The 24,652-nt window shown below is 60.3% G+C and carries 19 protein-coding genes; 13 read left to right on the plus strand and 6 right to left on the minus strand.

All coding sequences use genetic code 11. The annotated features are described in order from the left end of the window. Positions 1-21: 21 nt before the first annotated feature. The gene (locus ABWV89_RS14515; protein WP_353398177.1) at positions 22-1,854 is read right to left on the minus strand and encodes an ABCB family ABC transporter ATP-binding protein/permease; all 1,833 of its coding nucleotides are present in this window, start codon (positions 1,852-1,854) and stop codon (positions 22-24) included. A 45-nt stretch (positions 1,855-1,899) separates the two neighbouring features. Between ABWV89_RS14515 and ABWV89_RS14520 the strand changes: the two genes are divergently transcribed. Then, a complete protein-coding gene (locus ABWV89_RS14520; RefSeq protein ID WP_353398179.1) occupies positions 1,900-2,304 on the plus strand; it encodes an acyl-CoA thioesterase in 405 nt (134 codons plus the stop codon). A 111-nt stretch (positions 2,305-2,415) separates the two neighbouring features. Further along, positions 2,416-2,985, plus strand: coding sequence for a hypothetical protein (locus ABWV89_RS14525; protein ID WP_353398182.1), 570 nt, complete (start codon positions 2,416-2,418; stop codon positions 2,983-2,985). A 38-nt stretch (positions 2,986-3,023) separates the two neighbouring features. Here ABWV89_RS14525 and ABWV89_RS14530 read toward each other — a convergent pair whose 3' ends face one another. After that, complete coding sequence (locus tag ABWV89_RS14530) at positions 3,024-3,506, minus strand: thioesterase family protein (RefSeq protein ID WP_353398185.1); 483 nt, start codon at positions 3,504-3,506, stop codon at positions 3,024-3,026. A gap of 229 nt (positions 3,507-3,735) precedes the next feature. On the opposite strand from ABWV89_RS14530, the gene ABWV89_RS14535 reads away from it, so the two are divergent. From ABWV89_RS14535 to ABWV89_RS14570, 8 genes are all read left to right on the plus strand, one after another. Then, positions 3,736-4,173: a universal stress protein gene (locus ABWV89_RS14535; RefSeq protein WP_353398187.1), complete on the plus strand. Its 438-nt coding sequence runs from the start codon at positions 3,736-3,738 to the stop codon at positions 4,171-4,173. Positions 4,174-4,408: 235 nt separating this feature from the next. Next, entirely contained in the window at positions 4,409-6,460 is a 2,052-nt protein-coding gene (locus ABWV89_RS14540) for a DUF1800 domain-containing protein (RefSeq protein WP_353398190.1), read from the plus strand. 20 nt (positions 6,461-6,480) lie between these two features. Continuing rightward, positions 6,481-7,908, plus strand: a complete 1,428-nt coding sequence (locus tag ABWV89_RS14545) for a DUF1501 domain-containing protein (RefSeq protein WP_353398193.1) — start codon at positions 6,481-6,483, stop codon at positions 7,906-7,908. 243 nt (positions 7,909-8,151) lie between these two features. After that, positions 8,152-14,061 (plus strand): excinuclease ABC subunit UvrA, encoded by a 5,910-nt coding sequence (gene uvrA / locus ABWV89_RS14550; protein WP_353398196.1) that lies wholly within the window; start codon positions 8,152-8,154, stop codon positions 14,059-14,061. A 295-nt stretch (positions 14,062-14,356) separates the two neighbouring features. After that, positions 14,357-16,057 carry a hypothetical protein gene (locus ABWV89_RS14555; RefSeq protein WP_353398199.1) on the plus strand — a complete coding sequence of 567 codons (1,701 nt, stop codon included), beginning with the start codon at positions 14,357-14,359 and terminating at the stop codon, positions 16,055-16,057. A 50-nt stretch (positions 16,058-16,107) separates the two neighbouring features. Next, positions 16,108-16,782 carry a hypothetical protein gene (locus tag ABWV89_RS14560; protein WP_353398202.1) on the plus strand — a complete coding sequence of 225 codons (675 nt, stop codon included), beginning with the start codon at positions 16,108-16,110 and terminating at the stop codon, positions 16,780-16,782. A gap of 95 nt (positions 16,783-16,877) precedes the next feature. Then, the gene (locus ABWV89_RS14565; protein WP_353398204.1) at positions 16,878-18,689 is read left to right on the plus strand and encodes a hypothetical protein; all 1,812 of its coding nucleotides are present in this window, start codon (positions 16,878-16,880) and stop codon (positions 18,687-18,689) included. A gap of 93 nt (positions 18,690-18,782) precedes the next feature. Further along, complete coding sequence (locus ABWV89_RS14570; RefSeq protein WP_353398207.1) at positions 18,783-19,130, plus strand: hypothetical protein; 348 nt, start codon at positions 18,783-18,785, stop codon at positions 19,128-19,130. Here ABWV89_RS14570 and ABWV89_RS14575 read toward each other — a convergent pair. From ABWV89_RS14575 to ABWV89_RS14585, 3 genes are read right to left on the minus strand one after another with little or no spacing between them, the layout of a single operon-like run. After that, positions 19,127-19,531, minus strand: coding sequence for a GNAT family N-acetyltransferase (locus ABWV89_RS14575; RefSeq protein WP_353398210.1), 405 nt, complete (start codon positions 19,529-19,531; stop codon positions 19,127-19,129). The genes ABWV89_RS14570 and ABWV89_RS14575 overlap by 4 nt on opposite strands. Continuing rightward, positions 19,531-20,244 carry a GNAT family N-acetyltransferase gene (locus tag ABWV89_RS14580; protein WP_353398213.1) on the minus strand — a complete coding sequence of 238 codons (714 nt, stop codon included), beginning with the start codon at positions 20,242-20,244 and terminating at the stop codon, positions 19,531-19,533. The genes ABWV89_RS14575 and ABWV89_RS14580 overlap by 1 nt, the downstream gene beginning before the upstream one ends. Positions 20,245-20,289: 45 nt before the next feature. Further along, a complete protein-coding gene (locus ABWV89_RS14585; protein WP_353398216.1) occupies positions 20,290-20,709 on the minus strand; it encodes a hypothetical protein in 420 nt (139 codons plus the stop codon). 144 nt (positions 20,710-20,853) lie between these two features. Here ABWV89_RS14585 and ABWV89_RS14590 point away from each other — a divergent pair, with 144 nt between their 5' ends. From ABWV89_RS14590 to ABWV89_RS14600, 3 genes are all read left to right on the plus strand, one after another. Further along, the gene (locus ABWV89_RS14590; protein ID WP_353398219.1) at positions 20,854-21,984 is read left to right on the plus strand and encodes a YeeE/YedE family protein; all 1,131 of its coding nucleotides are present in this window, start codon (positions 20,854-20,856) and stop codon (positions 21,982-21,984) included. A gap of 143 nt (positions 21,985-22,127) precedes the next feature. Next, complete coding sequence (locus tag ABWV89_RS14595; RefSeq protein WP_353398221.1) at positions 22,128-22,343, plus strand: hypothetical protein; 216 nt, start codon at positions 22,128-22,130, stop codon at positions 22,341-22,343. A gap of 10 nt (positions 22,344-22,353) precedes the next feature. Beyond that, positions 22,354-23,337, plus strand: a complete 984-nt coding sequence (locus ABWV89_RS14600) for a DUF6976 family protein (protein ID WP_353398224.1) — start codon at positions 22,354-22,356, stop codon at positions 23,335-23,337. Between the two features lie 33 nt (positions 23,338-23,370). On the opposite strand, the gene ABWV89_RS14605 is transcribed toward ABWV89_RS14600, so the two are convergent. Then, on the minus strand, positions 23,371-24,603 hold the full coding sequence (locus tag ABWV89_RS14605; RefSeq protein ID WP_353398227.1) for an MFS transporter: 1,233 nt from the start codon (positions 24,601-24,603) through the stop codon (positions 23,371-23,373). Positions 24,604-24,652 lie beyond the last annotated feature (49 nt).

Consider the following 24,652-nt stretch of genomic DNA (forward strand, 5'->3'; position numbering starts at 1 on the left):
CAGGCGAGGCAGGCTGAGCGCCTATTCGGTGTCCGCCTTTCCCGCCTGTTGCAAGGTCCACATCTGTGCATAGGTGCCGTTGCGGGCCAGCAGCGCCTGATGGGTACCTCGCTCCACAATGACGCCGTTTTCCAGAACAAGGATTTCGTGTGCATCCACCACAGTAGAGAGCCTGTGGGCGATGACCAGAGATGTTTTGTTTTTCGCGGCCTGTTTCAGCTCGGCCTGTATGGCGCGCTCGTTTGCCGAGTCCAGCGCGGACGTGGCTTCATCAAAGATCATGATCGGTGGATTCTTGAGCAGCGTGCGAGCAATTGCGACGCGCTGCTTTTCTCCCCCTGAGAGCTTCAACCCCCGTTCTCCGACCACCGTGTCGTAGCCAGCTGGGAGTTTCTCGACAAACTGATGAATGTGGGCGGCTTTGGCAGCTTCGATGGCGGCCGCCTGCCCAGCGTCAGGGCGTCCATAGAGAATGTTGTAGCCGATGGTGTCGTTGAACAGGACAGTATCCTGCGGCACGATGCCGATGGCCTGCCGAACGCTCGCTTGTGTCACCTCCCGGATGTTCTGGCCGTCGATACGGATGCATCCACCGTCGCTGGCATTGCTCACGTCGTAGAAGCGGTAAAGGAGCCGGGCCAGCGTTGACTTGCCCGAGCCGGATGGGCCTACCACAGCGACGGTCTTGCCCGCCGGTATGCTAAAGCTCACGCCGTGCAGGATTTCCCGGTCCTTCTCATAGGCGAAGCGCACATTGTCAAAGCTCACCGCAGGGGCCTTTGACAGCGAGAGGTCTGGTGCATCTGGTCTGTCCGCCACTTCCTGGGGTGTGTCCATGAGCCCGAACATGCGGTCCAGGTCAGTCAGGCTTTGCTTGATCTCCCGGTAGAGGACGCCCAGGAAACCCAGCGGAATGTAGAGCTGGATCATGAAGGCATTGACCATGACCAGGTCGCCCAGGCTGAGCGTGCCGGCCGCAACGCCTTGCGTGGCACGCCACAGGATGGCCACGAGTGCGAAGGCAATCACGAGCTGCTGCGCGCTGTTGAGCAAAGACAGTGTGTTCTGGCTCTTGATCCGCGCCTTGCGCAGGGACTCGAGGGCGCCGTTGTAGCGGGTTGCCTCAAAGGCTTCGTTGTTGAAGTATTTGACCGTTTCGTAGTTGAGTAGCGAATCGACGGCGCGTGCCTGGCTGATGGATTCGAGCTCGTTCATCTGACGCCGGAAATGGGTACGCCATTCGGTGATCTTGACGGTACAGGTGACGTACACCACCAGTGCAGCGACGGTGATCCACACATAGCCCATGTCGAACTGGGTACCGAGCAGAACAAGAACCAGTGTGACTTCGACCAATGTGGGAAAGATGCTGTAGAGCGAATAAGAGATGAGCGACTGCACGCCTCGGGTGCCACGCTCGATGTCGCGTGTCATTCCGCCGGTCTGGCGTTCCAGGTGAAAACGAAGGCTCAATTCGTGCAGGCGCCCAAAGACCTGCAACGCAATGTGGCGGGTAGCACCCTCGGTGGCGCGGGCAAAGATCAGTTCGCGCAGCTCGGTGAACAAGGTGGTGGACAGGCGCAGCAGTCCGTAGGCCACGATCAGACCCACTGGAACGACCAGGATGGCCTGGGGACTGTCGGGGGCGATGTTCATGGCATCGACCAGGCGCTTGAGCAGCAGCGGGACACCGACGTTGGCCAGTTTGGCCGCGAGCATGAACAGCAGGGCGATGATGACGCGGGTCTTGTATTCCCAGAGGTAGGGGAGCAGTCGCTTGAGGGTAGGCCAGTCCGACCGTTTGTGTCCGGGTGGCAGTTCAGCGGGGAGTGGGGCGCGGCTGTGCGATCGCATGCGTCAGAATCGGGTTTTTGGGGCTTTTATAAAGGGATTGTGCCCATGTATGAAAAACACCTCACCTCACCCAGCGAACACGAGCTGGTGTTGCGGGTGATTCCCATGCCGGCCGACTGCAATGCCAATGGCGATATTTTTGGCGGTTGGGTCATGTCTCAGGTGGACCTGGCTGGCTCCGTGCTGCCCGCACGGATCGTCCAGGGGCGCCTGGCGACTGTGGCCGTCAACGAGTTTGTGTTCAAGCATCCGGTTCGTGTCGGCGACATCCTCAGTCTTTACGCTCAGGTGACCAAAGTGGGCAACACGTCCATTACGGTACAGGTGGAAGTGTTTGCCGAACGCTTTGGTGCCAAGGGTGGACACATCAAGGTGACGGAAGCCTGTCTGACCTACGTCGCCATTGACGGTGACGGGCGTCCCAGGCCGATACAGCAAAATGAAGCTTGAATCTCAACACACTGCTTTGAGAGAGAGGAGAGGGCATCGGTGACGCCCGCCCAACGTTTTTTTGTTTGAAGGGAGAGATGAATGAGCGTGACAACGCAATTGAATGGAGTCATGAAGATCTGTGCAGTGACATCACTGGCCGTGTCGCTGTCTGCCCCGGTGCCTGCTTGGGCACAGGACGTGCCTGCCGAGGGTTATCTGTGCTGCAACATGCGAACCGATGGCAGCTGGATATCCGACAGCAACTACGTGGAGTCGGGCAAGCGTGTCATTCCCTACGGCACACCGGTTCAGTTCGTGGGCATCGGGCGCTACCGGGTCGAGATCACGATCGATGGTGAATCACAGTGGCTGGGCAATGACTACAGCCGCGACCTCGACATGGAGACGTTTGCCCGGCGGTACATCCTGGACCAGGACCCCAGGAAAGTGATCGCCAAAGCCGGTCCCAGAGTCCGCAAAGCGGTGAAAAAGGGGAAAGTCACCAAGGGCATGACGCGTGAGCAGGTCGCCGTGGCCCTGGGTTACCCCATTTCGAGCGAAACCCCGGACCTGGAAGACACGCGGTGGCGCTATTGGCTCTGGAGCTTTTCACCCTATACCGTCGTGTTCGGTCAGTCGGGCCGCGTGGTCCGGGTGGAAGCGGATACCGATACGCTGCACAAGGTCTACATGCGCTGATGCAACTTGGCTGGAAGGCGGCTTGGCGTGGATGCGGTTCAGGAGACGATGTAGGCGCCGGAGCCGCAAGAGAGCAGTTTGCCGTCGGGGGCCAGGAATTCCATGCGTGTGGTGGCGACGCGTGAGCCCAGGCGCATCACCTGGGCGCGCAGTTCGAACTTCTCTGCAATGGCCGGGCGAAGGTAATCGATGCGCAGGTCGATGGTTCCAAGCTTGTTGAACCGGAGCAGCCGCTTTTCAGGCGCCTCGTCCATGTGGCGAGCGCCGATGGCAGCCATCACCGCAAGCCCACCCATGGCATCCAGGCCGGCGCTGATGACACCACCATGCATGCGATGGTGCGCGAAATGGCCAATAAGGTCTTCCCGCATGGCAATGGATGCCGTCACGGACTCTGGTCTGATATCACTGATGCGCAGGCCCAGGACCTGATTGAAGACGATGCGTTCCTCAAAGATCAGCCGGACGCCTTCGACAAATTCTGGCTCGAAGACAACGGGTTCTGGGGATTTGTTTGGCATGGTGATGACGGAAGGTGCGGCGCGTGGCGTCCTGGTCGGGAAGGCTGGCGGATAAGCTGTGATTGTGCCGGGCCGGGGGTGAGCAGCGGGTCTCCTGTGTGATTGGCGCTGGTCATGCGACGGCTGCGTCGGCGAGCAGTGTTGACGGGAGTTGACTCACCGCAAATCGGAAGCGCCAAGTACGGGTAGGATGGACATATAAACATCCCTGACCTAGGAGTGATTGACCATGTTCAAGAAGATTCTGGTGCCGACCGACGGCTCCGAGCTCGCACAGAAAGCTGCTGAGGTGGCCGCTGAGCTCGCCAAATCGCAGGGCGCCGAAGTGGTGGGGGTCTTTGTGATTGACCCATTTCCGTACATCGGCATCGGTGACGCCTCTGCCGCCGGCCTGCAAGCGTATATGAGCGAAGCCCACTCGGCCTCCGGCAAAGCACTTGAGGCCTTGGGCCATGTCTGCAAGGCGCAAGGTGTGGTCTGCGCAGGCGACACCATTGAGCGAAATGTGGTTTATGAGGGCATCATCGAAACCGCCAAAGCGGAAGGATGTGACCTGATTGTCATGGGCTCTCATGGCCGCCAGGGCGTGCAAGCACTCATTCTGGGAAGCGTTGCGCAGAAAGTGCTGACTCACTCCGATACGCCGGTCCTTATCGTAAAACCATAGCAAAACCGGGTATTTCACCTGCAAAAGGCGCCTTCGGGCGCCTTTTTGCTTGTTGGTCGACAAATTTTGGCTGCACCTGCTTAGGGACTGATGCCGACTGACAATTTTTGCTCAGTCAACGCCGTTCAGCCTCTCTGGACTACCGGTGATCCGACACATTTTGGTTTCGCGACGGAATCCTCAACAATTTCAAGACCTTAGCAGGAATGTATTAATTTACAGTTTTTGTAACGCCATGAAACTGAAATTCCGAAACCCTTTCTATTCACCGGTACCAATCGAAGAAATCTATCGCAAGGCGGTCCTTGCACTGATGGTTTCAGGTGCTGTGGTGCTGTCCGCCTGCGGTGGCGAAAACCAAGCCGGCTCGAGCAGCAATGCCGACAAGGAAGAGACGGTTGACATGGCGCAATGGTCCGCCGATGAGTTGTCAGATGAACAAGAAGATGAGTTCGGTGACTTCATGGAAGCGGATGATCCTCCGCTGACTGACCCGTTGGACAAGATGGTCGATGCAGGCACGATGTCGATAGGCATGGTGGAGAAAGCTGGCATGACCACCACTGCAGCGGCCAAAATTCTCAGCAGCACGTCAAGCGCCTCGTCAAGCGCTACGCAAAAATCGACCGCGAGCACCCGAACCTCCGTCTACAACGCTCCTCGGGGGTATGGTGGCCGCTTCTATCACCAGCCTACCACGCAGAGAGACGCCATCCGTCTGGCTGATCAGGCGACGTTCGGACCCACCTACGCGATGACCCAGTACGTCAAGAAGTATGGCGTCGAACGTTGGGTCAGCGCTCAGATGAGAACCTGGCGCTCCTACTACTCCAGAGGGGGTTCAGGCCGTATCCATCAGGTCAAGAGCCAGACCAGCTTCTGCGATTTGCCCAGGTACAAGAGTCAGTACTGCTGGCGGCACTACTACTCCCATGTTCCGCTGGTGATGGACTTCTACCGGAATGCAACCTACCGGTCGGATCAGCTGCGGCAGAGGGTGGCCTTCGCCTATCAGCAGATATTTGTCGTGTCCACGCACGAAATCTCTGCTGTCTATGGCATGCGCTTCTACAACAACATGTTCCTCAAAGCGGCGTTCTACAACTTCCGGGACATCATCAGAGGCGTCATTCTTCAGCCTGTCATGGGCGATTACCTGGATCACGTCAACAATGACAAAGAGGAGCCCAACGAGAACTTTGCGCGTGAGCTGCTCCAGCTGTTCTCCATCGGAACTTGCGAACTGAACTCTGACGGTACCTTGCGCGGAGGCACTTGTGTGCCCACCTACGACAATGAGATGGTCCGCAACTATGCGTTTGCGCTGACTGGTCTGACCTACCCCAAAGGCGGCGCCAATTACTGGGGCTGCTGGCCCAGAGGGGCCAACTGCAGGTACTACCACGGCTACATGAAGCCAGTGGAAGCCATGCATGACAGCTCCGCACGCGACTTGCTTGCAGGCGTTTCCCTGCCCGAGGGACACAAGACCCTGGAGGCAGTGGAAATGGTTGTCGACAGCATCATGGCGCACCCCAATACCGGGCCCTTCATTGGCAAGCAGCTGATACAGAAGCTCGTGACCAGCAACCCCTCTCCGGCCTACGTCGCACGCGTTGCAGCAGCGTTTGAAACCGGGACCTTCCGTGGATTTGGCCGAGGGAACAAGGGCGACATGCGCGCCGTGATTGCTGCGATCCTGCTTGACGAGGAAGCTCGCAACCCAAATCCGGACAGTTCGTTTGGGCGCCTGCGCGAACCCGTGCACTTCCAGGCCGCTGTGCTGCGCTCCATGGGCGGTTACACCGATGGCGTTCCTTTTGTCTACGAGTGGGCTGATCCCCAGCCGGTATTCCAGTCGCCGTCGGTGTTCAACTTCTATCCGCCTGATTACCCACTATCGGGCGAGCCAGGTATGGTGGGGCCGGAGTTCGCCATCTTCAACTCCAACGCAGCGATGACCCGGATGAACTACCTCAACCGAATGCTGTGGTGGGGCGCCTATGACCGTGACAGGTCCTTCAGCAGAACGTTTGGTACGAACTTCCGCTACCACTACTTCTACAAACTGGCCAAAGACCCAGAGGCGCTGGTGGACCACATCTCCAATCTGGCTCTGGGCGAGCCCTTGCCGGAAGCCGCCCGTGCAGATGTGATTGCTGCAGTGACCGCAGTCAGGCAGCCCGCACAGGGGACTTGGAACGACTACTACGAGTTCTTGCGCAACCGGATCAGACAGGCGGCCTATCTGGTCTTTGCTTCACCGCAATATCAGATGATCCGGTGATCCACAGGAGCATGACAGACATGACGAAATCCAACATGAACATCAGTCGCCGTGGTTTGCTCAAGGCCAGTGGCGCCGGTCTTGCCCAGGCGCTGGGCGTGACCAGCCTCTCGGCACTGGCCCCCATCACCGCGCAAGCCCAGTCCGGCTATCGTGCCCTTGTGTGCCTCTTCCTGTACGGTGGCAATGACGGCAACAACATGATCGTCCCGACAGATAGCCGGTACGACCAGTACAACGCGGTCCGTGGTGGTTCAATAGGGCTGCCGAGGAATTCGCTGGTCAATCTGAGTGGTGTGCCGTTTGGACTTCACCCCGCGATGGCGTCGTTGCAAAGCGTATGGAACGAGGGTGCGCTGGCACCGATTTTCAACGTCGGTCCCATTCATTCACCCATGACCAAAGAGCAGCTCCTGGCACTCAGTCGTGGTGACGCCAGACTGCCAAACGGACTGTATTCCCACTCTGACCAGCAGACACTGTGGACTGCTGCAGGCGTGAACTCCACAGCCCGCACTGGCTGGGGTGGACGCGCGGCTGACAACATGGGTATGACCAACCCGGTCATGAGCTTTGGCGGAAGCGGCCTCTACGGCCTGTCTGACGCGGGAGCAGGGCTGAGCTTGCCTTCTCGCCCAGGATCCACGTTCGGTTTGCAGGGTTATGGTTCCTGGTCGGTACCGACAGCGCGGCGCAGCGCGCTGGAGAACATGTATGCCAACGCATCCGAGTCCAACAAGATGCTCAACGCGCTGATCAAAGAGCAGAACAACGCGTTTGATGTGGCTGATCGTCTTGGCTCGATCATCGGCGTCCGGCGAAACGACGGTGATAACCCTCGCTATGCTGCCATCGATGCGGCATTTGAGCCCTACTTCTCCAGCGGCTTCAACGGTGGCCTGGGCAACCAGCTCTACATGATTGCCAGGATGGTGATGGACCGCGGTGTGGTGCAAGGCAACCGCCAGATCTTCATGGCAGCGCAGGGTGGCTATGACACGCACAATGGCCAAGGCGGCGAGTCCGGCTCGCATCAGCGGTTGCTGGAGAGTCTGGCCATGGGCATGAGCAGCTTCTATGCAGCGATGAAAGCCATTGGCATGCAGAACGCAGTCACCCTGTTTACCCAGAGTGATTTCGGGCGAACATTCAAGCCCAATGCTTCGGATGGTACCGACCACGCATGGGGCAACCATCATCTGATCATGGGTGGTGCCGTCAACGGCCGGCAGACCTATGGCCAGTTCCCACAGCTGGAAATCCTGGGTCCGAATGATCATGGAGTGAACCAGTGGCAGGATCAGGGCCGCTGGATTCCGACGACCAGCGTGGAACAGTATTCGGCATCCTTGCTGCGGTGGATGGGGGCTTCGCCATCGACACTGGGCAGCATCCTGCCAGGTCTCTCACGTTTTCCGGTTACCGACTTGGGCATCATGGGCGCCTGAGTCCGGCTTTCTCATGTAGGTTGAGGTTCGCGGCGCAGCTTGTCAGGGGCGTCGCCTTTGCAGAAACACCGGTCGGTCGACCGGTGTCTTTTTTTGTGATGCCGTATGGATGGTCAGACTCAAGCCTGCCAGCCCACGCCCTTTCACCTCCCGCGCTGTCGGCCAATGACGGTGAAAGTCCAGGGCCCTGCACAAGTCGGGCTCAATCCGTAGAATGTCTGGCTTCCTTTCCTGGAGTCCTGCATGTCTACCTCTCGCACCGCCTCTGCAACGAAAAGCGCTGACCGACAGCCCCATGCATCGCCAGCGAATCAGGAAGGTGCGCAAGGCAACATTCTCATCAGGGGTGCGCGGCAGCACAACCTCAAAGGTCTGGATCTGGATATCCATACGGGCGAGTTGACTGTCGTCACCGGTCCCAGTGGTTCGGGCAAATCCAGCCTGGTCTTCGATACCTTGTTTGCAGAGGGGCAACGTCGCTACGTGGAGACGTTCAGCGCCTATGCACGCCAGTTTCTGGATCGGATGGACAAGCCGGCAGTGGACCGGGTAGAAGGGGTTCCACCCGCGATTGCCATCGATCAGACCAACCCTGTTCGGTCTTCCCGCTCCACTGTGGGGACGATGACCGAACTCAACGATCACCTCAAATTGTTGTTCGCGCGCGGTGGAGACCTGTTTGATCGCGAGACAGGACAACCCGTGCGGCACGATTCGCCAGCCACCATCATGGCGGCATTGCGCGAGCGTGTTGCCGAAATGGGCGATGAAGAGCCCCGACTGGTACTGACGTTTCCCGTTGAGCTGCCGCCCGAAACGAGCGCGGAAGAGATCGAGCAATGGCTCTCGGCCAGCGGGTACACGCGAGTGCAGGCAGAAAGAGTGGTCAAGCGCGCTCCGGATCTGGTGGCTGACAAGAGCGCTTCCGCTGGCAAGACTGCCAAGCCAAAGGCGGCAGCCAGAAAGGGTAGCCGATCGGCGGCATCCAAATCACTGTCGGGAGAGTCGGTCAAGGTCCTGGATGTGGTGGCCGACCGCTTTCGCCTGAGCAAGGCAGACGATGCCCGAGTGATGGAGGCCATCGAAGTCGGGCTCAAGCGTGGTAGCGGCAAGCTCATGGTCTATGTGCTGGGGCGTGACGAAGCCGTTGAACCTGTGATCTGGCGGTTTTCGACCGGATTGCACTGCCCGGAAAGCGATATCCGCTATCAGAAGCCCACGCCCTCGATGTTCTCTTTCAACTCGGCCGTGGGCGCCTGCGATGCCTGTCGGGGATTCGGCCGGGTGATTGGTGTGGACTATGGCCTGGTCATTCCCGACGAGCGATTGAGCCTGCGCGGTGGTGCCGTGAAAGTGTTCCAGACACCGGCGTGGAAGGAGTGTCAGGACGATCTGATGAAGCACGCGGAGGCCGCCGGCATTCCGCGTGATACGCCCTGGGCCAAGCTCACCCAGGAACAGCAGAACTGGGTCAGGTTCGGGTCGCCCAACTGGAACGGCAAATGGAACCAGCAGTGGTACGGCATTTCCCGCTTCTTCGAGTACCTGGAGAGCAAGGCCTACAAGATGCACATCCGGGTGCTGCTGTCCAAGTACCGCAGCTACACGGAATGCCCGTCTTGCCGGGGCGCCCGGCTCAAGAGTGACAGCCTGCTGTGGCGATTGGGCACCAAAGCGCAGGCAGATGACGTGCTGGACGCCACACAGCGGTTCATGCCGGAGGGCGTGAAGTGGGACAGAGCCCAGCTCGAAGCCTTGCCTGGCTTGTGTCTGCACGACCTGATGCTCATGCCCCTGGACAAGCTGCGCAGCTTCTTCCAGGCTTTGGAAAACGCATTGCCCAAAGGCAAGGCAGCGGGGACTGACGGACAAGCACAGGCCTTGCGGCTGCTGTTCGAAGAAATCAACACCCGCTTGCGCTACCTGTGCGAGGTGGGCATTGGCTACCTCACGCTGGACCGTCAAAGCCGCACCTTGTCTGGCGGTGAGGTGCAACGCATCAACCTCACCACCGCGCTGGGCACCTCGCTGGTGAACACCTTGTTTGTGCTGGACGAGCCAAGCATCGGCCTTCACCCGCGTGACATGGAACGCATCAACGAAGCCATGCTCCGTTTGCGCGATGCTGGCAATACGCTGGTGGTGGTGGAGCACGATCCGGCCGTGATGCTGGCGGCAGACCGATTGATCGACATGGGGCCAGGCCCCGGCGAGCGAGGCGGCCAGATTGTTTTTGATGGCACGCCCGAGACCATTCGCCGCGCCGATACGCTGACAGGCGCTTACCTGGGTGGCCGCAAGCAGGTGGGCATGGGCATCAAGCGCATGGTGACCGACAGCACGCCTCGGCTGATTCTGGAAGGTGCGCGCGAGCACAACCTGCAGAACCTGCACATCGACTTCCCCTTGCAGCGGCTGGTAGTGGTCACAGGTGTGTCGGGTTCCGGCAAGTCAACCTTGATCCAGGACGTTTTGGCGCCTGCCTTGATGCGCCACTTCGGCAAAGCGACGGAGTCGCCGGGCGAGCATGATCGTTTGCTGGGGGGCGATCATCTCAGCGATGTGGTCTATGTGGACCAGTCGCCCATTGGCAAGACGGCGCGTTCCAACCCGGTGAGTTATGTCGGTGCCTGGGATGCCATTCGCTCGCTGTTCGCAGCGACGCCAGTGTCGCGTCAACGGGGCTACACGCAAGCCAAGTTCAGCTTCAACAGTGGTGATGGGCGTTGCCCGACCTGTGGCGGATCGGGCTTTGAGCATGTGGAGATGCAGTTCCTCTCGGACGTGTACCTGCGTTGCCCCGATTGCGACGGCAAGCGCTACCGGCCAGAAGTGCTGGAAGTGCGTCTGGAGCGCGGTGGCCGGCAGTTGAATGTGGCCGATGTGCTGGCATTGACGGTATCGGAAGCTGCTGCTTTGTTTGCAGACGATCGCGACGTGATTCGTGCGCTGCAACCCATCGTCGATGTGGGGCTGGAATACGTCAAGCTGGGGCAGCCGGTGCCGACGCTCTCGGGCGGCGAGGCACAACGATTGAAGCTGGCGGGTTTTCTGGCGGATGCGGCCAAATCGGCCAGCGCATCAAAGCAAAAACTGGCGAAGAAGGGAACACTGTTCCTCTTTGACGAACCCACCACGGGTTTGCATTTCGACGACATTGCCAAGCTCATGCGGTCCATGCGCAAGCTGCTGGAGGCGGGGCACTCGCTCATCGTCATCGAACACAACCTGGATGTGATCCGTGCGGCGGACTGGCTCATCGACCTTGGACCTGAAGGTGGCGCGGGCGGCGGCCTGGTGGTGGCCGAAGGCCCACCGGAAGAAGTGCGCCAGCACCGAAGCAGCCACACCGCCAAGGCGCTGCGCGACTACGCCAAGGCCATGGGTGAGGTGTACGAGGTGGCAGAAGCAGGGACGGCCTGGCCGGTGCGTCAACCGCGGCAGCTGGACCGCGGTGACAACGCCATTGAAATCATCAACGCGAAGGAGCACAACCTCAAACAGCTCACGGTGAACATTCCACGGGGGAAGTTCAACGTCATCTCTGGCGTGAGCGGTTCGGGCAAATCCACACTCGCTTTCGACATCTTGTTCAACGAAGGGCAGCGCCGCTACCTGGAAAGCCTCAATGCCTATGCGCGCAGCATTGTGCAACCGGCAGGACGCCCTGAGGTGGATGCCGTCTACGGCATCCCGCCGACGGTGGCGATCGAACAGCGGCTGTCGCGCGGCGGCCGAAAGTCCACCGTGGGCACCACCACCGAAGTGTGGCATTTCCTGCGCTTGCTCTACGTGAAGCTGGGCACGCAGCTTTGTGTGCACGATGGCGCAGAAGTGAAGCCACAAAGCGCGGACAGCATTGCGGCGGCCATCTTCAAACGCTACGCCGGGCAGCACATTGGTTTGCTGGCGCCGCTGGTGGTGAACCGAAAAGGTGTGTACACAGAACTGGCGGATTGGGCACGCCCCCGCGGCTTCAGCCATTTGCGCGTCGATGGCGAGTTTCTTCCCACCGATGGCTTTCCGCGCATTGACCGCTTCAAGGAGCACACCATCGAGCTGCCCGTGGCCGATGGCGTGGTGGATGCCGCCAACGAGGCCTGGCTGCGTCGTCACCTGGCACAGGCGCTGGAGCACGGCAAAGGCGTGGTGCATGTGTTGACGCCCCTTGATGGATTGCAACACGCCTTGGCCGAAGGCGAGAGCACGGCAGGATTGGGCAACGTGGAAGTGTTCTCTACCATCCGGGCCTGCCCGGTGTGCAGCACCAGTTACGCTGAACTCGACCCGCGCCTGTTTTCGTACAACAGCAAGCACGGTTGGTGTCCATCCTGTGTGGGTACGGGCTTGGCGCTGTCGCGAGAACAGCGCAAGGAGCTGGACGACTCGGTGCGCGACGACAAGGAGCGTGGCCGCGAGCAGAGTTTTGCCGAGCGCGAAGTTGAAGGGCTGGGTGATGAAGCCTGTCCGGATTGCCTGGGCACTCGCCTGAACATGCAGGCTCGCGCTGTTCGTTTTGCGGGCGTGGCGATCACCGACATCGCGCGCTTGTCGGTCTCGGAGGTCAGGTTGTGGGTTCAGTCATTGATGGCGGGGAGTGCTTTGTCGCCGCGTGAAGCCGATATCGCGCGCGATCTGCTGCCAGAGATCGAGAGCAGACTGAGCTTTCTGGAAGAAGTGGGTCTGAGTTACCTCACGCTGGACCGGGGAGCACCCACGCTCAGTGGCGGTGAGTCACAACGCATCCGTCTGGCGGCACAGTTGGGCAGCCACTTGCAAGGCGTCTGTTATGTGCTCGATGAGCCCACCATCGGCTTGCATGCCCGCGACAACAAGATCTTGCTGAACGCGCTGCACAAACTGGGTGATCAGGGCAACACTCTGGTGGTGGTCGAACATGACGAAGACACCATCCGCAGCGCAGATCATGTGATTGACATCGGTCCCAGTGCGGGCAAGCGTGGCGGTCGTGTGGTCGCTCAGGGCTCGCCCGGCGACATTGCACAATCCGCCGATTCCGTGACGGGGCGCTATTTGCTGCAGGCCATGCAGCATCCGCTTCAGCCGCGTCGTGCGGTGGCCAAAGACACCCCGATGCTGGCGCTCAAAGGCGCCCGCATGCACAACTTGCAGTCGGTGGATGCGGAGGTGCCTTTGCACCATCTGGTGGTCGTGACAGGCGTATCGGGTTCGGGTAAATCCACACTCGCGCGAGATGTCTTGCTGACCAATGTGGCCGAGGCGGTCTCCATGCGCCAGACCGCCGCGGGGCGCAAGCGCTGGGATGCTGGAGAGCGCCCGCAGTGGGTGGGCTGCGCCAGGCTGCTGGGCACAGAGTCGGTAGACCGTGTGCTGGAGGTCGACCAGACGCCCATCGGCAAGACACCGCGCTCATGCCCGGCAACCTACATCGGCTTCTGGGATACGGTGCGCAAGCTGTTCGCAGGCACGCTGGAGGCCAAGGCCAGAGGCTACGCGCCCGGCCGTTTCTCCTTCAATACCGGTGAAGGCCGATGCCCGGCTTGCGAAGGCCAGGGTATGCGCACGATCGAGATGAGCTTTTTGCCCGACGTGAAGGTGCCGTGCGAGGTGTGCCATGGTGCCCGCTTCAATCCGGAGACCCTCTCGGTGACTTGGAAGGGCAAGAACATTGGCGAGGTGTTGCAGATGGAAGTGGACGAGGCTGTGGAGTTCTTTGCCTCCATGCCCGCCATCAGTCATCCACTGCAATTGCTCAAAGATGTGGGTCTTGGCTACCTGACGCTGGGACAACCATCACCCACCCTCAGTGGTGGCGAGGCGCAGCGCATCAAGCTGGTGACCGAGCTTTCCAAGGTGCGAGACGACATTGGGCGGCGTGGGCAGAAAGCGCCCCACACGCTGTATGTCCTGGACGAGCCCACGGTGGGCCTTCACATGGCCGATGTGGAAAAGCTCATCCGGGTGCTGCACCGACTGGTGGACGGTGGGCACAGTGTCGTGGTCATCGAGCATGACCTGGACGTCATGGCCGAAGCGGACTGGATCATCGATCTGGGACCCGAAGGAGGCTCAGGCGGAGGGCGGATTGTTGCGTCTGCGCCACCAGAGGAGGTGGTTCGGCTGGGCACACATACTGGTGTGGTGTTGCAGGGGCTGCTCGAAAGCCGCTGAAACGCTGGGCCTCGCGCGAGCCTCACCTGTTTGGGGGGGAGGGGCGAGCAAAAATGCGTGAGTTCACTCATGCAACACATGAGGGGTGAACGGTAACTTCTGGTTGGTAGGCACTTCGCTTGAGTGTCTGATTGATTCAGGAGTTCACCATGTTTGCAGGCGCAGGGATCGCGCGCACCAGGCCCCACTCACGGTTGCACGAGGGGGCTTGCCCCGGGACGGTACCGCCATGGCCGTAAAGCCAAGCTCGAGAGCGGCAGTGTGGGCGACGGCGGTGGCGGGTGTTTGTCTCCCCATGCCGGCGGTCCACGCACAATCCGGCAACGAGGCCGTTCTTGAACAGTGGTCGGAGCAGACCGGCGAGCAGGTTCAGGTATCGCGGGACGAGGCTGGCGGTGTGACCTGGTCAGTTTCGGCGTCGGTGGACGCATATCAGCGCCGGGTGGAGGCACCTGCGGATTCGCAGGAGCTCACGCCATACCGGAATGGGGACTTCCACAGCGTCACCACCTCTGGGGAATGGCAATCCCAAAAGGGTGATGGGCAGACATCGCATGTCTTCTTTGCCAACACCCATTCGTCCGATCCTGCCATCCATTCGCTTTACCGCAATCAGATCACGACCTTGCAGGCCGGGTTTGGGGATGCTTCGCGCCGTGCGGCCGCTGGTGATGTGGTGGCCAACTTTTCCATGTTGGGCGCCAGCACGGGCTTGCGTGGCATTTCAGCGCAATGGCAAGGAAGCCGGCACTCCGTGGAGGGCTTCAGCGGGGTGGTGGTTCACAGCTGGGAAACCTTGTTCGGGACCAAGGCGCTGCCCGATGCCAGCGATGTTCCTTTGCGAAAGCGAAACGTTCATGGCCTGAAGTTCAACACCGCCTTGAATGAGCAGGTCACCGTATTTGCCACGGTACAGACCTTCGACGACCGCAAGCTCAGTGGCATGGCGGCGTCTGTGGCTGGTGATAGTTCCTATGCAGACAGCTTGCCGGAGCCGGCCTACAACGCGCAAAGCTCGACCCTGGGTTTGTCGTACCGGCGAAGCTTTGGCGGCGGGCAAACCCTTGATCTGGTGATGGAGCAAGGGTGGAGCCGTGCCGGCAACACGTCTCAAGCATCGCGGACCTCGGCGCAGGCTCACAACCTCAATCTTCAGGGGTCAGTCCCCTGGAGCGATGGGCAGTACTCCCTGGGTCTGGGACATCATGAACTCGGCATGCAATGGACGGGTCTGGGTGCGGCGGCGTACCCCGGCTCGCGAGAATCCTATCTGACCAATGGCCTTCAGTGGGACAACGGGTTCAGCTGGCTGCATGACTGGCGCGACGGCATGAGCCGTCAGCCATGGGGAGACGACGTCTATGAGGCCCGGTTGATGACTTCCACCCACCAGATCGGCTGGCAACCTGAATGGATGAATGGCGGCATGCTCGCGCTTCACGACATTCGGACTCGCAGCAGCGACAACGCCGACAACACCTCGCGTGCTCACAAGACGCAGGCTTCGGTCTCCATGGTGAGCGGCGGCTGGCAAGGCTCTGCGCAATCGGGTCTTTCAGGCCAGGATGTGATTGCTGAGTCGGGCGAGCGAGAGCGAGTACGGGACTGGCAGGTGTCTGTCGGCCATAGCGCGCAAGATCTGGCGCAAAACGCCTTCCGGCTGAGTTCATATTCGGCCAGTGTTTTTGCAGGCCGAAAGAGCCATTTGTCCAGAGGAGATGGCCGCATGGTGGTGCGCAGCGTGGGCTTTGATCTGAGCAGCTACAGCCCGGTCTGGGGGAGCTTGTCCCTTTCCCACTCGCGCCAGTGGGTTCGCCTGGCAGCAGGTGGTGAAGAGGTGCCCACGCGCAACACCACGCTCGACTATGTCAAGGAGCTGCAGAACGGACTGACTTTTCGGATCTATGCAAGCCGCCTTGACCAGAACCTGGGCCTGCCCTACGCCGAGCTGAACGAAAAACTGGTGGGTGTTCAGTTGAGCAAGTCCTTTCAATAGGTGATGTCGAATATCCCCTGACATCCCTCCAATCACAGAAGAGATATGCCATGACATCGCAATCCGTGAAACGCTCGAAGCGTCTGCCGCGCATGGTCGGCTTTGGCGCACTGGTGCTGGCCAGCGCGCCCACAGGTTGGGCGCAAGAGGGCATCGCTCCATCGCCATTGACCACGCCGCCAGTGCAGACGACCAATGCCTGTCTGCCTGGCAGTGAAATCTACGAAGTGGCCGATGAGTTGTTGAGGGCCTATGAGCGAGGCGACCTGGCTACCTTGCAGAGAAGGATTGACCCGAGAACGCCTGGTCTGGGCCGAATTCTCGATGGCACTGCCCGGGCGCAAATGCAGCAGATCCGGGTGTCGGTACGAAGGACGGATCAGTCGCTGCAGTGCGGACCGGATGTGGCGTCCATTCATTTCCTCTGGGAAAAGCGTTCGCAAAGCGCTGTGGATCTGAAGCCGAGCCTGGAGAAAGGCCTGACCGCACTGCTGTTGGTGAATGCTGGACCGGCCGGTGAGAAGGAATGGCGCGTGGTTTCGGTCTCAGGCCTCAACCTGTTCGCTCCTGTATTGCGTCCACCGCCACTTCCCGAGCCTCCACCGGTAGCGGTGCAACCACCGCCACCGCCGGCGCCGGTGAGGCCGCCTCGTGCATCACCGCCGCCGCCGCCACCCTCCGCACCACCTTCGACCACCACACCGGCACCCGGGTCGGGCCCGTGATGCCTGGAGCGTGGCGGAGATGATCTGCAGCCGCCTTCGTTCGGACAGAGCAGACACGACGCAGATTCAAAACCATTGTGAGAGAGGTACGAAAAATGAAGTTGCCTGACATTCCATCGAGACATATGGCCGCTTGCATGGCCCTGGTCGCATTGAGCATCCCTGCTGCTCCGGTTTACGCTGCGAATCCCGCGGACGCGAAGCTTTCCAATGTGGGCGGGACTATCTACGTCCGCTCCGAGCCGCAAGGCTACGTCGGCATCTACAGAGGGCGACATGCGTCAGGTGTTGAGTTGACAGCGCTTGCGTCAGCCAGTGCGTCGGATGACTACCGCATCAACAGCTGGAAAACGGCTTTGGTTCTGCAGCGATACGGCTTCTCCTACCAACCCGACATTGAAGGCCATGTTGATACGGAAGGAGGGGTGTATGGAGAAAGCTATGTCAGCAAACCAAAGCGCAAGAGGCCCCGCAGCGTTTGGAAGGATGTGACTCTGAGGTACTCCGCCAGCGAATTGGACAGCTTTGCAGCGCAGGTTTGCAATGCGCATGCGGAGACATTGCGCCAGCAGAACGTTCCTGATGGCGATATTCTCAAGGAAGACCGAATCGTCGATATTTATTCATTGCCGCAAGGCAAGTCTGTGGTGGTTCGTTCGCACGAAGGCTTTTTCCACGACTTCGTCGGCGCAGATCCGATCTCCCCAAGGGAGCTCAAGATGGTGTGCATGGGGCTTCCGAAGCCTTCAGTGGCGACGGCGGGCGACCTGAAAGGATCAACAGCCGTGACCAATGCGCATTTGACCATTCTCAAACAATCCACGCTGGGCGGCTCTTGCAAGGTGAACCTGTCAACCGTGGTGACAACCGACACGGCCAATACCGAGGTGCGTTTCCGCTTTGAGCACACCAATGGCAAGCTGAGTGACATCAAGTCAGTGATAACCAGTCACACCAAAAAGGCGATGGACGCTTACTGGTACGACGTGCCGTTTGATCCGGCGGGGGACGAGATGGGCAGCATCCGCATGGTCGGTGTATCTCACGAGTTCACGTCTGACTGGGAGGCATATCACATGACGTGCAACGCGGCATCGCCTGGTGACGTGGCCACCACGGCACCGCCTGCTCCACCCAAGCGAACCTCCGTCAAACCCTCGGTTGAGCTCCTGCTGGAGCCGACAGCCAAGGTCATGCACCGGGGCCTGTTGTGTCCCACCAAAGTGAAGGTCACGGCAAAGATCCATTCCAAAATGGCTTTCACCGGAACCGGGTTGGTACACATGAAGCAGGGCGGGCACTCGTTCGCCAAGCATGATGTTCAACTCAGCCCCTTCATCGTGTGGCAACACCTCGATGAGTTTGATCTGAAGCCATGGGGCGCGGTCAATGCGCCAACAGGCATGGCCGGCGGATCGCATACTCTTCAGGGGCTCCCGGGCAGTGCCAATTCGCAATCCACTCAAAGGTTTGAACTGCGCTACGTCTTGACCAACAATCAGGCGCCGGTTGTCACCACACCATTCGAGATCATTGCCGTCTCCTGCGTGGATCCGAAAGTCAACGGCGGCATCCAGCCTGCGATGGACCTGGGCCTGAACAAGCCCGAACCCCCTCAGCAAGCAGTGCCGCGTCCTTTGGCTGCCGAACGGCAAGACCTCAGGCGCCCGGAGGAAGAGAAGCCTACACCTGCACGGGTTGCCCCAGCGACGCTGCAGCTCAAGCCACCGGCATCTCCGGATGAACCGCGCGAGCCCAGGAGTAAAGCGCCAAAGCCCCAGATGCGCTCCAGTGCTCAGCCAGATCAGGCAGCGGCACAGGATTGCAAATACGACCCCAACAGTGCGAGGCTTCCATGCTGGCCCGAGAAGCGCAAGCCCATGAAGCTGATCAACCCGTTCGAATGACGAAAGATGCTGCGCCAGGCTGCCACATTGCGGCCTGGCGCAGCACCGGCAAGATGGGCGGGCAAGCGGAGCAGAAATCGGCGACACTGGGCCATGGCCCAAACGCCTCGCCTGATTCACATTCACCCGGAAGCGCCGCTCAAGCCGGCGCTGGGGGATGGCTGCAACGGCTGCGGCGTGTGCTGCATTCTGGAGCCATGCCCTCTGGGGCAACTGGTCTCCAGGAAGCGGTCAGGGGCGTGCAAAGCCTTGCGTTGGGACGAATCACAATCGCTGTACCGGTGTGGAATGGTGACCGATCCCGACGCTGTCCTGGGCGTACGCTGGAAATGGGCATCCCCAGTGCTCCGGCGGCTGGCCATGCGCTGGATATCGGCAGGCAGCGGGTGCGATGCGGCCATCGAAGCCATCCCCGCGCAATCCGCAACCGAAAGAGACTAGATCTCGCGCGTCATGAACTCGACTTGCTCGGTCTTGTTCTGGCCTTCCCAGGGAAGGCAGAAGGCAAAGCCGTGCTGGATGTAGAGCTCCCTGGCGGCATCGAAATACTCATGGGTGCCTGTGGACAGGCTCATGCGGTCATAGCCCAGCAGCAAGGCTTTCTGAAACAGGAATTGCAGCAGCTGGCTTGCCACGCCTTTGCGCCGGTAGGCTTTTCTTGTCCGCAGACTTTTGAGTTCGATGTGCGTGGGAGATATCTCGCATAGCGCAGCACAGCCTATGGGCTGGTTGCCATCCCACACGACCCATAGGTGATGCCCCTTGGTGGCGAAGTCGTCCAGCGACAGTGCGTGTTCTTGCACCGCTGAGCCCAGAGCCGCCATTTCTTTTGCGTGTTCCATCAGTAGCGCCTTGACGCTCCGATGCATGAGTCCGCCTTCTCGGATCCGCATACTCCCTCCATGTGTGACAGTCTTTCAAGCAGGACCACATGGGGAGGGCGATCGCGCAGGCCTGAACCGAAGCCTTGCGTCGTCAGCTGGTAACGGTGTAGATTTTTGTCTTGCCCCTGTGGATCGTCGCCATTTTGGCGGGAAAAACGGTGCCATGGGGTACTGCTCAGCCCGCGTGATTCATCCCCAATCTGGGGGTGACGATTGGCGATTTTGAGGGTCATAAAGACGCTGTTGGCGTCAAGCGTGTAATCGGCGAAGGGTGGGCAGTGCTGAAAGCCCTGCTTTTCGTACAAGCGTCGGGCTGGCGCAAAAAAATCCTGTGATCCGGTCTCCAGGCTCAACTGTGTCATGCCGCGGGAACCTGCTTCTTGCACGACATGGGCCAGCAAACGGGCTCCGATGCCTTGCCCGCGGAGCTTTTCTAAGGTGCGCATGGTCTTGATCTCGCCATGCACAGGGCTGAGTGTCTTGAGGGCCACGCACCCGACCAGCGAACCGGCATCCCATGCCGTCCAGAAGCTGACGCCAGGCGCCAGCAACTGTTCTGGCTTGAGCGCATGAACACTGCAGGCAGGCGAGTTGCCATACATGTCGTCCAGATGCTCCTGGAGAAAGGCCTTGACGACCGGATCGGTGACAGTATCTGGTCGCAGTTCCATACGAGAACGGGCACAAGAGAGTGAAGAGGGGAAGGGCGGGCTGCTTCAGCGGCTCAGCAGCCAGATACCACCGGCAACAAAGCCGAGGGCGAGTGCGACGAGGCACCAGCCCAAGGTACGCGACCTGATGCGGAGCGCCTCAGCCGTGGTGACGAGCCGCGCATGCTGCTCAGCCAGCTCGGCGAGTGTGTCAGTCAAGGCCATCTGGGTCTGGCGGAGGCGGTCAATCTCGGCCGCCTGCGCTTCAAGCGTGAGGCGCAGTTCTTCCACAGGATCAGCCGGTCCGGTTTGGTCGTCGTCTGCGCCACTGGCAGGCAAAGGGGTCTCGCCGTCTTCCAGCTTTTTTCGTTGCCGTTCCTTCTGGCGTTCGAGCAACTGTCGCGCAGCGCCCAGCACCTTGGGCGCATGCTCAATCACATCGCCCCAGGGCACCACCTTCAGGGCTGTCAGCCAGGGAATGGCCATGCTTCTCTCCTGCTATTTGCCACAACGCGGGCTCATGCAATACCTTACTCTGCCTGAAGCCCGATCAGGGTTTGCGCCAGATCAAGGACACTTGGCGCCAGGTTTTTAATATTGATCCATTCTGATATTCCGATGCTATAGAAAATGAACTGGTCGAACTGGATCGAGCAATGGGGCGAGCCAACCGTCATGGCCTTGGGTGGTCTGGTGGCCGGTTTGGGTTTCGGCTTCTTTGCGCAGCGGTCGCGTTTCTGTCTGCGCGCTGCGGTCATCGAGTTCTGGCACGGTCGATTTGGCGAAAAGCTGGCGGTGTGGCTGCTGGCGTTCTCAGCCGCGGTCGTGGTTGTGCAATGGCTCATCGTCAGTGGCGGGCTGAACATCTCCACCGCGCGTCAGATATCGGCCACTGGCAGTCTCTCTGGCGCCCTCGTCGGGGGGCTCGTTTTTGGTGTCGGAATGGTCATGACGCGAGGTTGCGCCAGCCGCTTGCTGGTGCTCTCGGCCAACGGAAACCTCAGGGCACTTCTCTCGGGCCTGGTGTTTGCGGTGACGGCGCAGGCTTCGCTGGCCGGCGCGCTGGCGCCTTTGCGCCTGGAAATCTCCAGCTGGTGGCTTGTCGATGGTGGCCCGGCCAGAAACCTCTTGTCTCACCTGGGTGCCGGTCCCATGGACGGACTCGTGTTTGGCGCAGTGTGGCTGGTCACGGCGCTCTTCTTTGCCTATTACAGCGGCTGGAGCTTCTGGAAGTGGGTCGGAGGACTGGGCACAGGGCTGATGGTTGCACTGGCCTGGTGGATCACCTACCAGGTCATGAGTCACTCCTTCGAACCCATCCAGATTCAGGGGCTGACGTTCTCAGGTCCGTCGTCCGAGTGGCTGATGCGTGTCCTGAGCGAGCCGGAAGAACCCTGGACCTTTGGCCTGGGGCTGATGCCGGGCGTTTTCATCGGCTCACTGGTGGGGGCGCTGGTCGGTCGGGACTGGAAGCTCGAAGGGTTCGGGCCAGGCTACTCGATGCCCAGGTACATTCTGGGGGCCATGTTCATGGGTTTTGGCTCCATGCTCGCAGGCGGATGCGCGGTAGGCGCCGGCATGACCGGAGGTGCCGTCTTTGCCCTCACGGCATGGGTCACGCTTGGCGGCATGTGGGTCGGCGGGGGACTGACAGACCGCCTGCTCGACGGTGGCGCTGCACGCGCTGCAGCGCCTGTCCCGGTGCTTTCTCCCCAGGCGCCAAACACGGTGCAGGTCAGCCCAGGCAACAACCCTGCCTGAGACGGCAGCAAGGCCGAAGCAGGGGCCAGCGCTCACCAGTCCGTACACCCCCTGACTCAAGTTTCGCCGCCGCCGGACGAACTTGAAAGGACATGGTGTTTTGTCGCCACCAGTTTTTCTCCTTATTTCTTACAGGAGCTGCCATGGCATTGCCTCCTTCAGACCACCCCTGCTGGCTCAAGGGCGCCAATGGAGGGTTGGCCATCATCAAGACAGACAACCTGGCGTTGCAACTCCTGGTGAAGCGAATCGAGCGCAGTCTCGACCCCGAATTCAAAAAGGCTGAGGACATCAAGGCCTTTTTCGCCAAATGGGAACGGATGCTCGACGCCGAGATCGCGCAGCTGACCAGTATCTAAGGGGAGCTTCATGAACCGACTGATTTCAACCCAAGAAGCCGCCAAGCAGATCGCGGCGGGCAAGTTTCTCTCTTTGGCAGCGCCCGAAGATGTTCTGGCTTCATTGCCACCAGGCCAATGGGTGGGGGGAACCATTCCCTACTTCATGGATGAAGCCGGTGGTGTGGTCCGGACAGAGGGGATGGTGTTTGTGACAGAGTTGCCCGCTTCAGCAGGCACAAGGATTGCACACTACGGCGCGGGCGAGCTGGACAAGCTGGTCGCCAACGGGCCGGACAACGGCTTCAGCATTGCCATTGTTCCTGCCGGCAGCAAGGCGCACCAAGGGTTTGCAGAAAACGCCATGAATGAAGCCGACGCGCTGCTCAAGCCTACCGTGGGTTGGGTGTCCGGCGTCCACCTGTCCGAGATCGGCCAGCGGTCTCCCAAGGTGTTCGATGGCAGAACGGTCGAGGCGCACGCAGACGGGATCATGGTGGTTCACGTCACTTTGCCGCCGGAACAGCTGGCCTCGGTCGAGATCGTGAACATCTTTGAGCCGGGAGACGGCGATATCCTCACTTTCGACAGCACCTCATTCCAGGTGGGCGATTGTCTGATCAACGGCGAGCGCAGGAACTTTGCACAATATCTTGCCGAGCACGGACTGGACGATGGAAAACTGCCATTGGTGGGCGATTTCGGCGGTGCACGCATCAACGTCTCCATTCAGTCAGTCAATGCGCAGGATCAACGCGTGGACCTGTTTGCCCCCGTATTCACCGGAGTGGACTACCGATTTGCCAGGCCGGTGAGCGACTATTGCGAGACCTTTCGCCAACGCCTGGAGAACTTTGATACCGGCGGCGTCAGCTTCTCCTGCAACTGCATCCTCAATTTCCTGTTCGGTGAGCTTGAAGGGCGAAATATCGGCAAACTCTGCGGCCCGGTGACCTTTGGCGAGATCGGGTATCAGCTTCTGAACCAGACACTGGTCGTGCTGAGAATTCGCTGATCGCTCTCCTGGCGAAGATGTCGGCTGAGGAGGTCAGGGTTGCGACGATCGCGCCGGACTGAGAAACAGCAGCACCGTACCCAGCACTGCCACAGTGGTGAGCAATGCCGTGAAGACCCAGCCGTTCTGCGCGGTCAATGCCATGCCGCCAAGCGCAGGCGCAAGCATCCCTCCCAGGGTGTACGCGAACACCAAAACGGCAGTGCTGCTCACCAGGGTGACGCCAGTCTCACGTGACCCGATGTCTACCATGGCCAGGGTGTACAGGCTGCCGCCTGCAGCACCCCAGACAAATGCCACGCCTGCGAGCAAACCTGCCCATTGTCCCACCCAGGGGATGGCCAGCGTCGCGCCCAGCGTCAGCAATGCACAAGCCCGCATCAGCCAGTGGCGGGCACTGCCTGGGTCATCCCACAAGCGATTGGGCCGCTGACCCATGTGATCGGCGAGCATGCCAGCTGGCATCATCATGACGGTGCTTCCCAATCCGCTGGCAGAAACCAGCAGCGCTGCCGCCGTGGCGCCCAGACCCAGCGCGACGCCGTAGAGCGGTAACAAGGAAGCCAGGCCGTTCTCGAAGAACCCACCCACAAAGCCGATGGCCATGACCACAGGATGCAGGCGCAGCGCCTGCCACATGCCTCGCCAGCCCACCTGCCGCTCCTCGGTGCCCGGCAGTGCAGCGATGGGAGGGATGGCCAGGTTGGACAGCAGGCCCAGCAATGCCAGGGCCAGGACAACCCACAGCGCCAGCCTGTTGTGAACCCCCACCAGCGCCAGGAGGGCGGGCCCGAGAACAAAGGTGAATCCCACCATGCTTTCAAACAGCCCGACCCACCTGCCGCGCTGATGAGACGGCGCCATCTCGGCCACCATGGCTTCGGCCAGAACCCATCGCAGTCCGGCGGCAACGCCTTCACAGAAAATCACGGCAAACCAGACGGCAGGCTGATCAATGAACAAATAGCAGGCGGTGTTCACGACAGTCATCACAGTGGACGCGGTCAGCGTCAGTCGCTGTCCCCATCGCTGGGTCACTGCTGAGGCGAAAGGCGTGACCACCATGATCCCCAGCCAGCCACAAGCGGCAAACCATCCACCAAAGGCAGTGGAATGGCCTCTCTCTTCAATCTGCAGCAACAGCCATGGCTGCACCATGAAGTACGCCATCAGGGTGAAGAACGTGGAGGCGAACAAAGCCGCCAGGCCTCGCGTCGCATGCGGAGTCCGGATGTTCTTGTGGTGCTGGGCGACGGGTGGCTGCATAGCGGGCATTGTGCACGCAATGGTGCAGCACGGGCGGCCATGTTCGGCC

The sequence above is a fragment of the Hydrogenophaga sp. 5NK40-0174 genome, assembly GCF_040372165.1.
In the GTDB taxonomy this organism is placed as follows: domain Bacteria; phylum Pseudomonadota; class Gammaproteobacteria; order Burkholderiales; family Burkholderiaceae_C; genus Hydrogenophaga.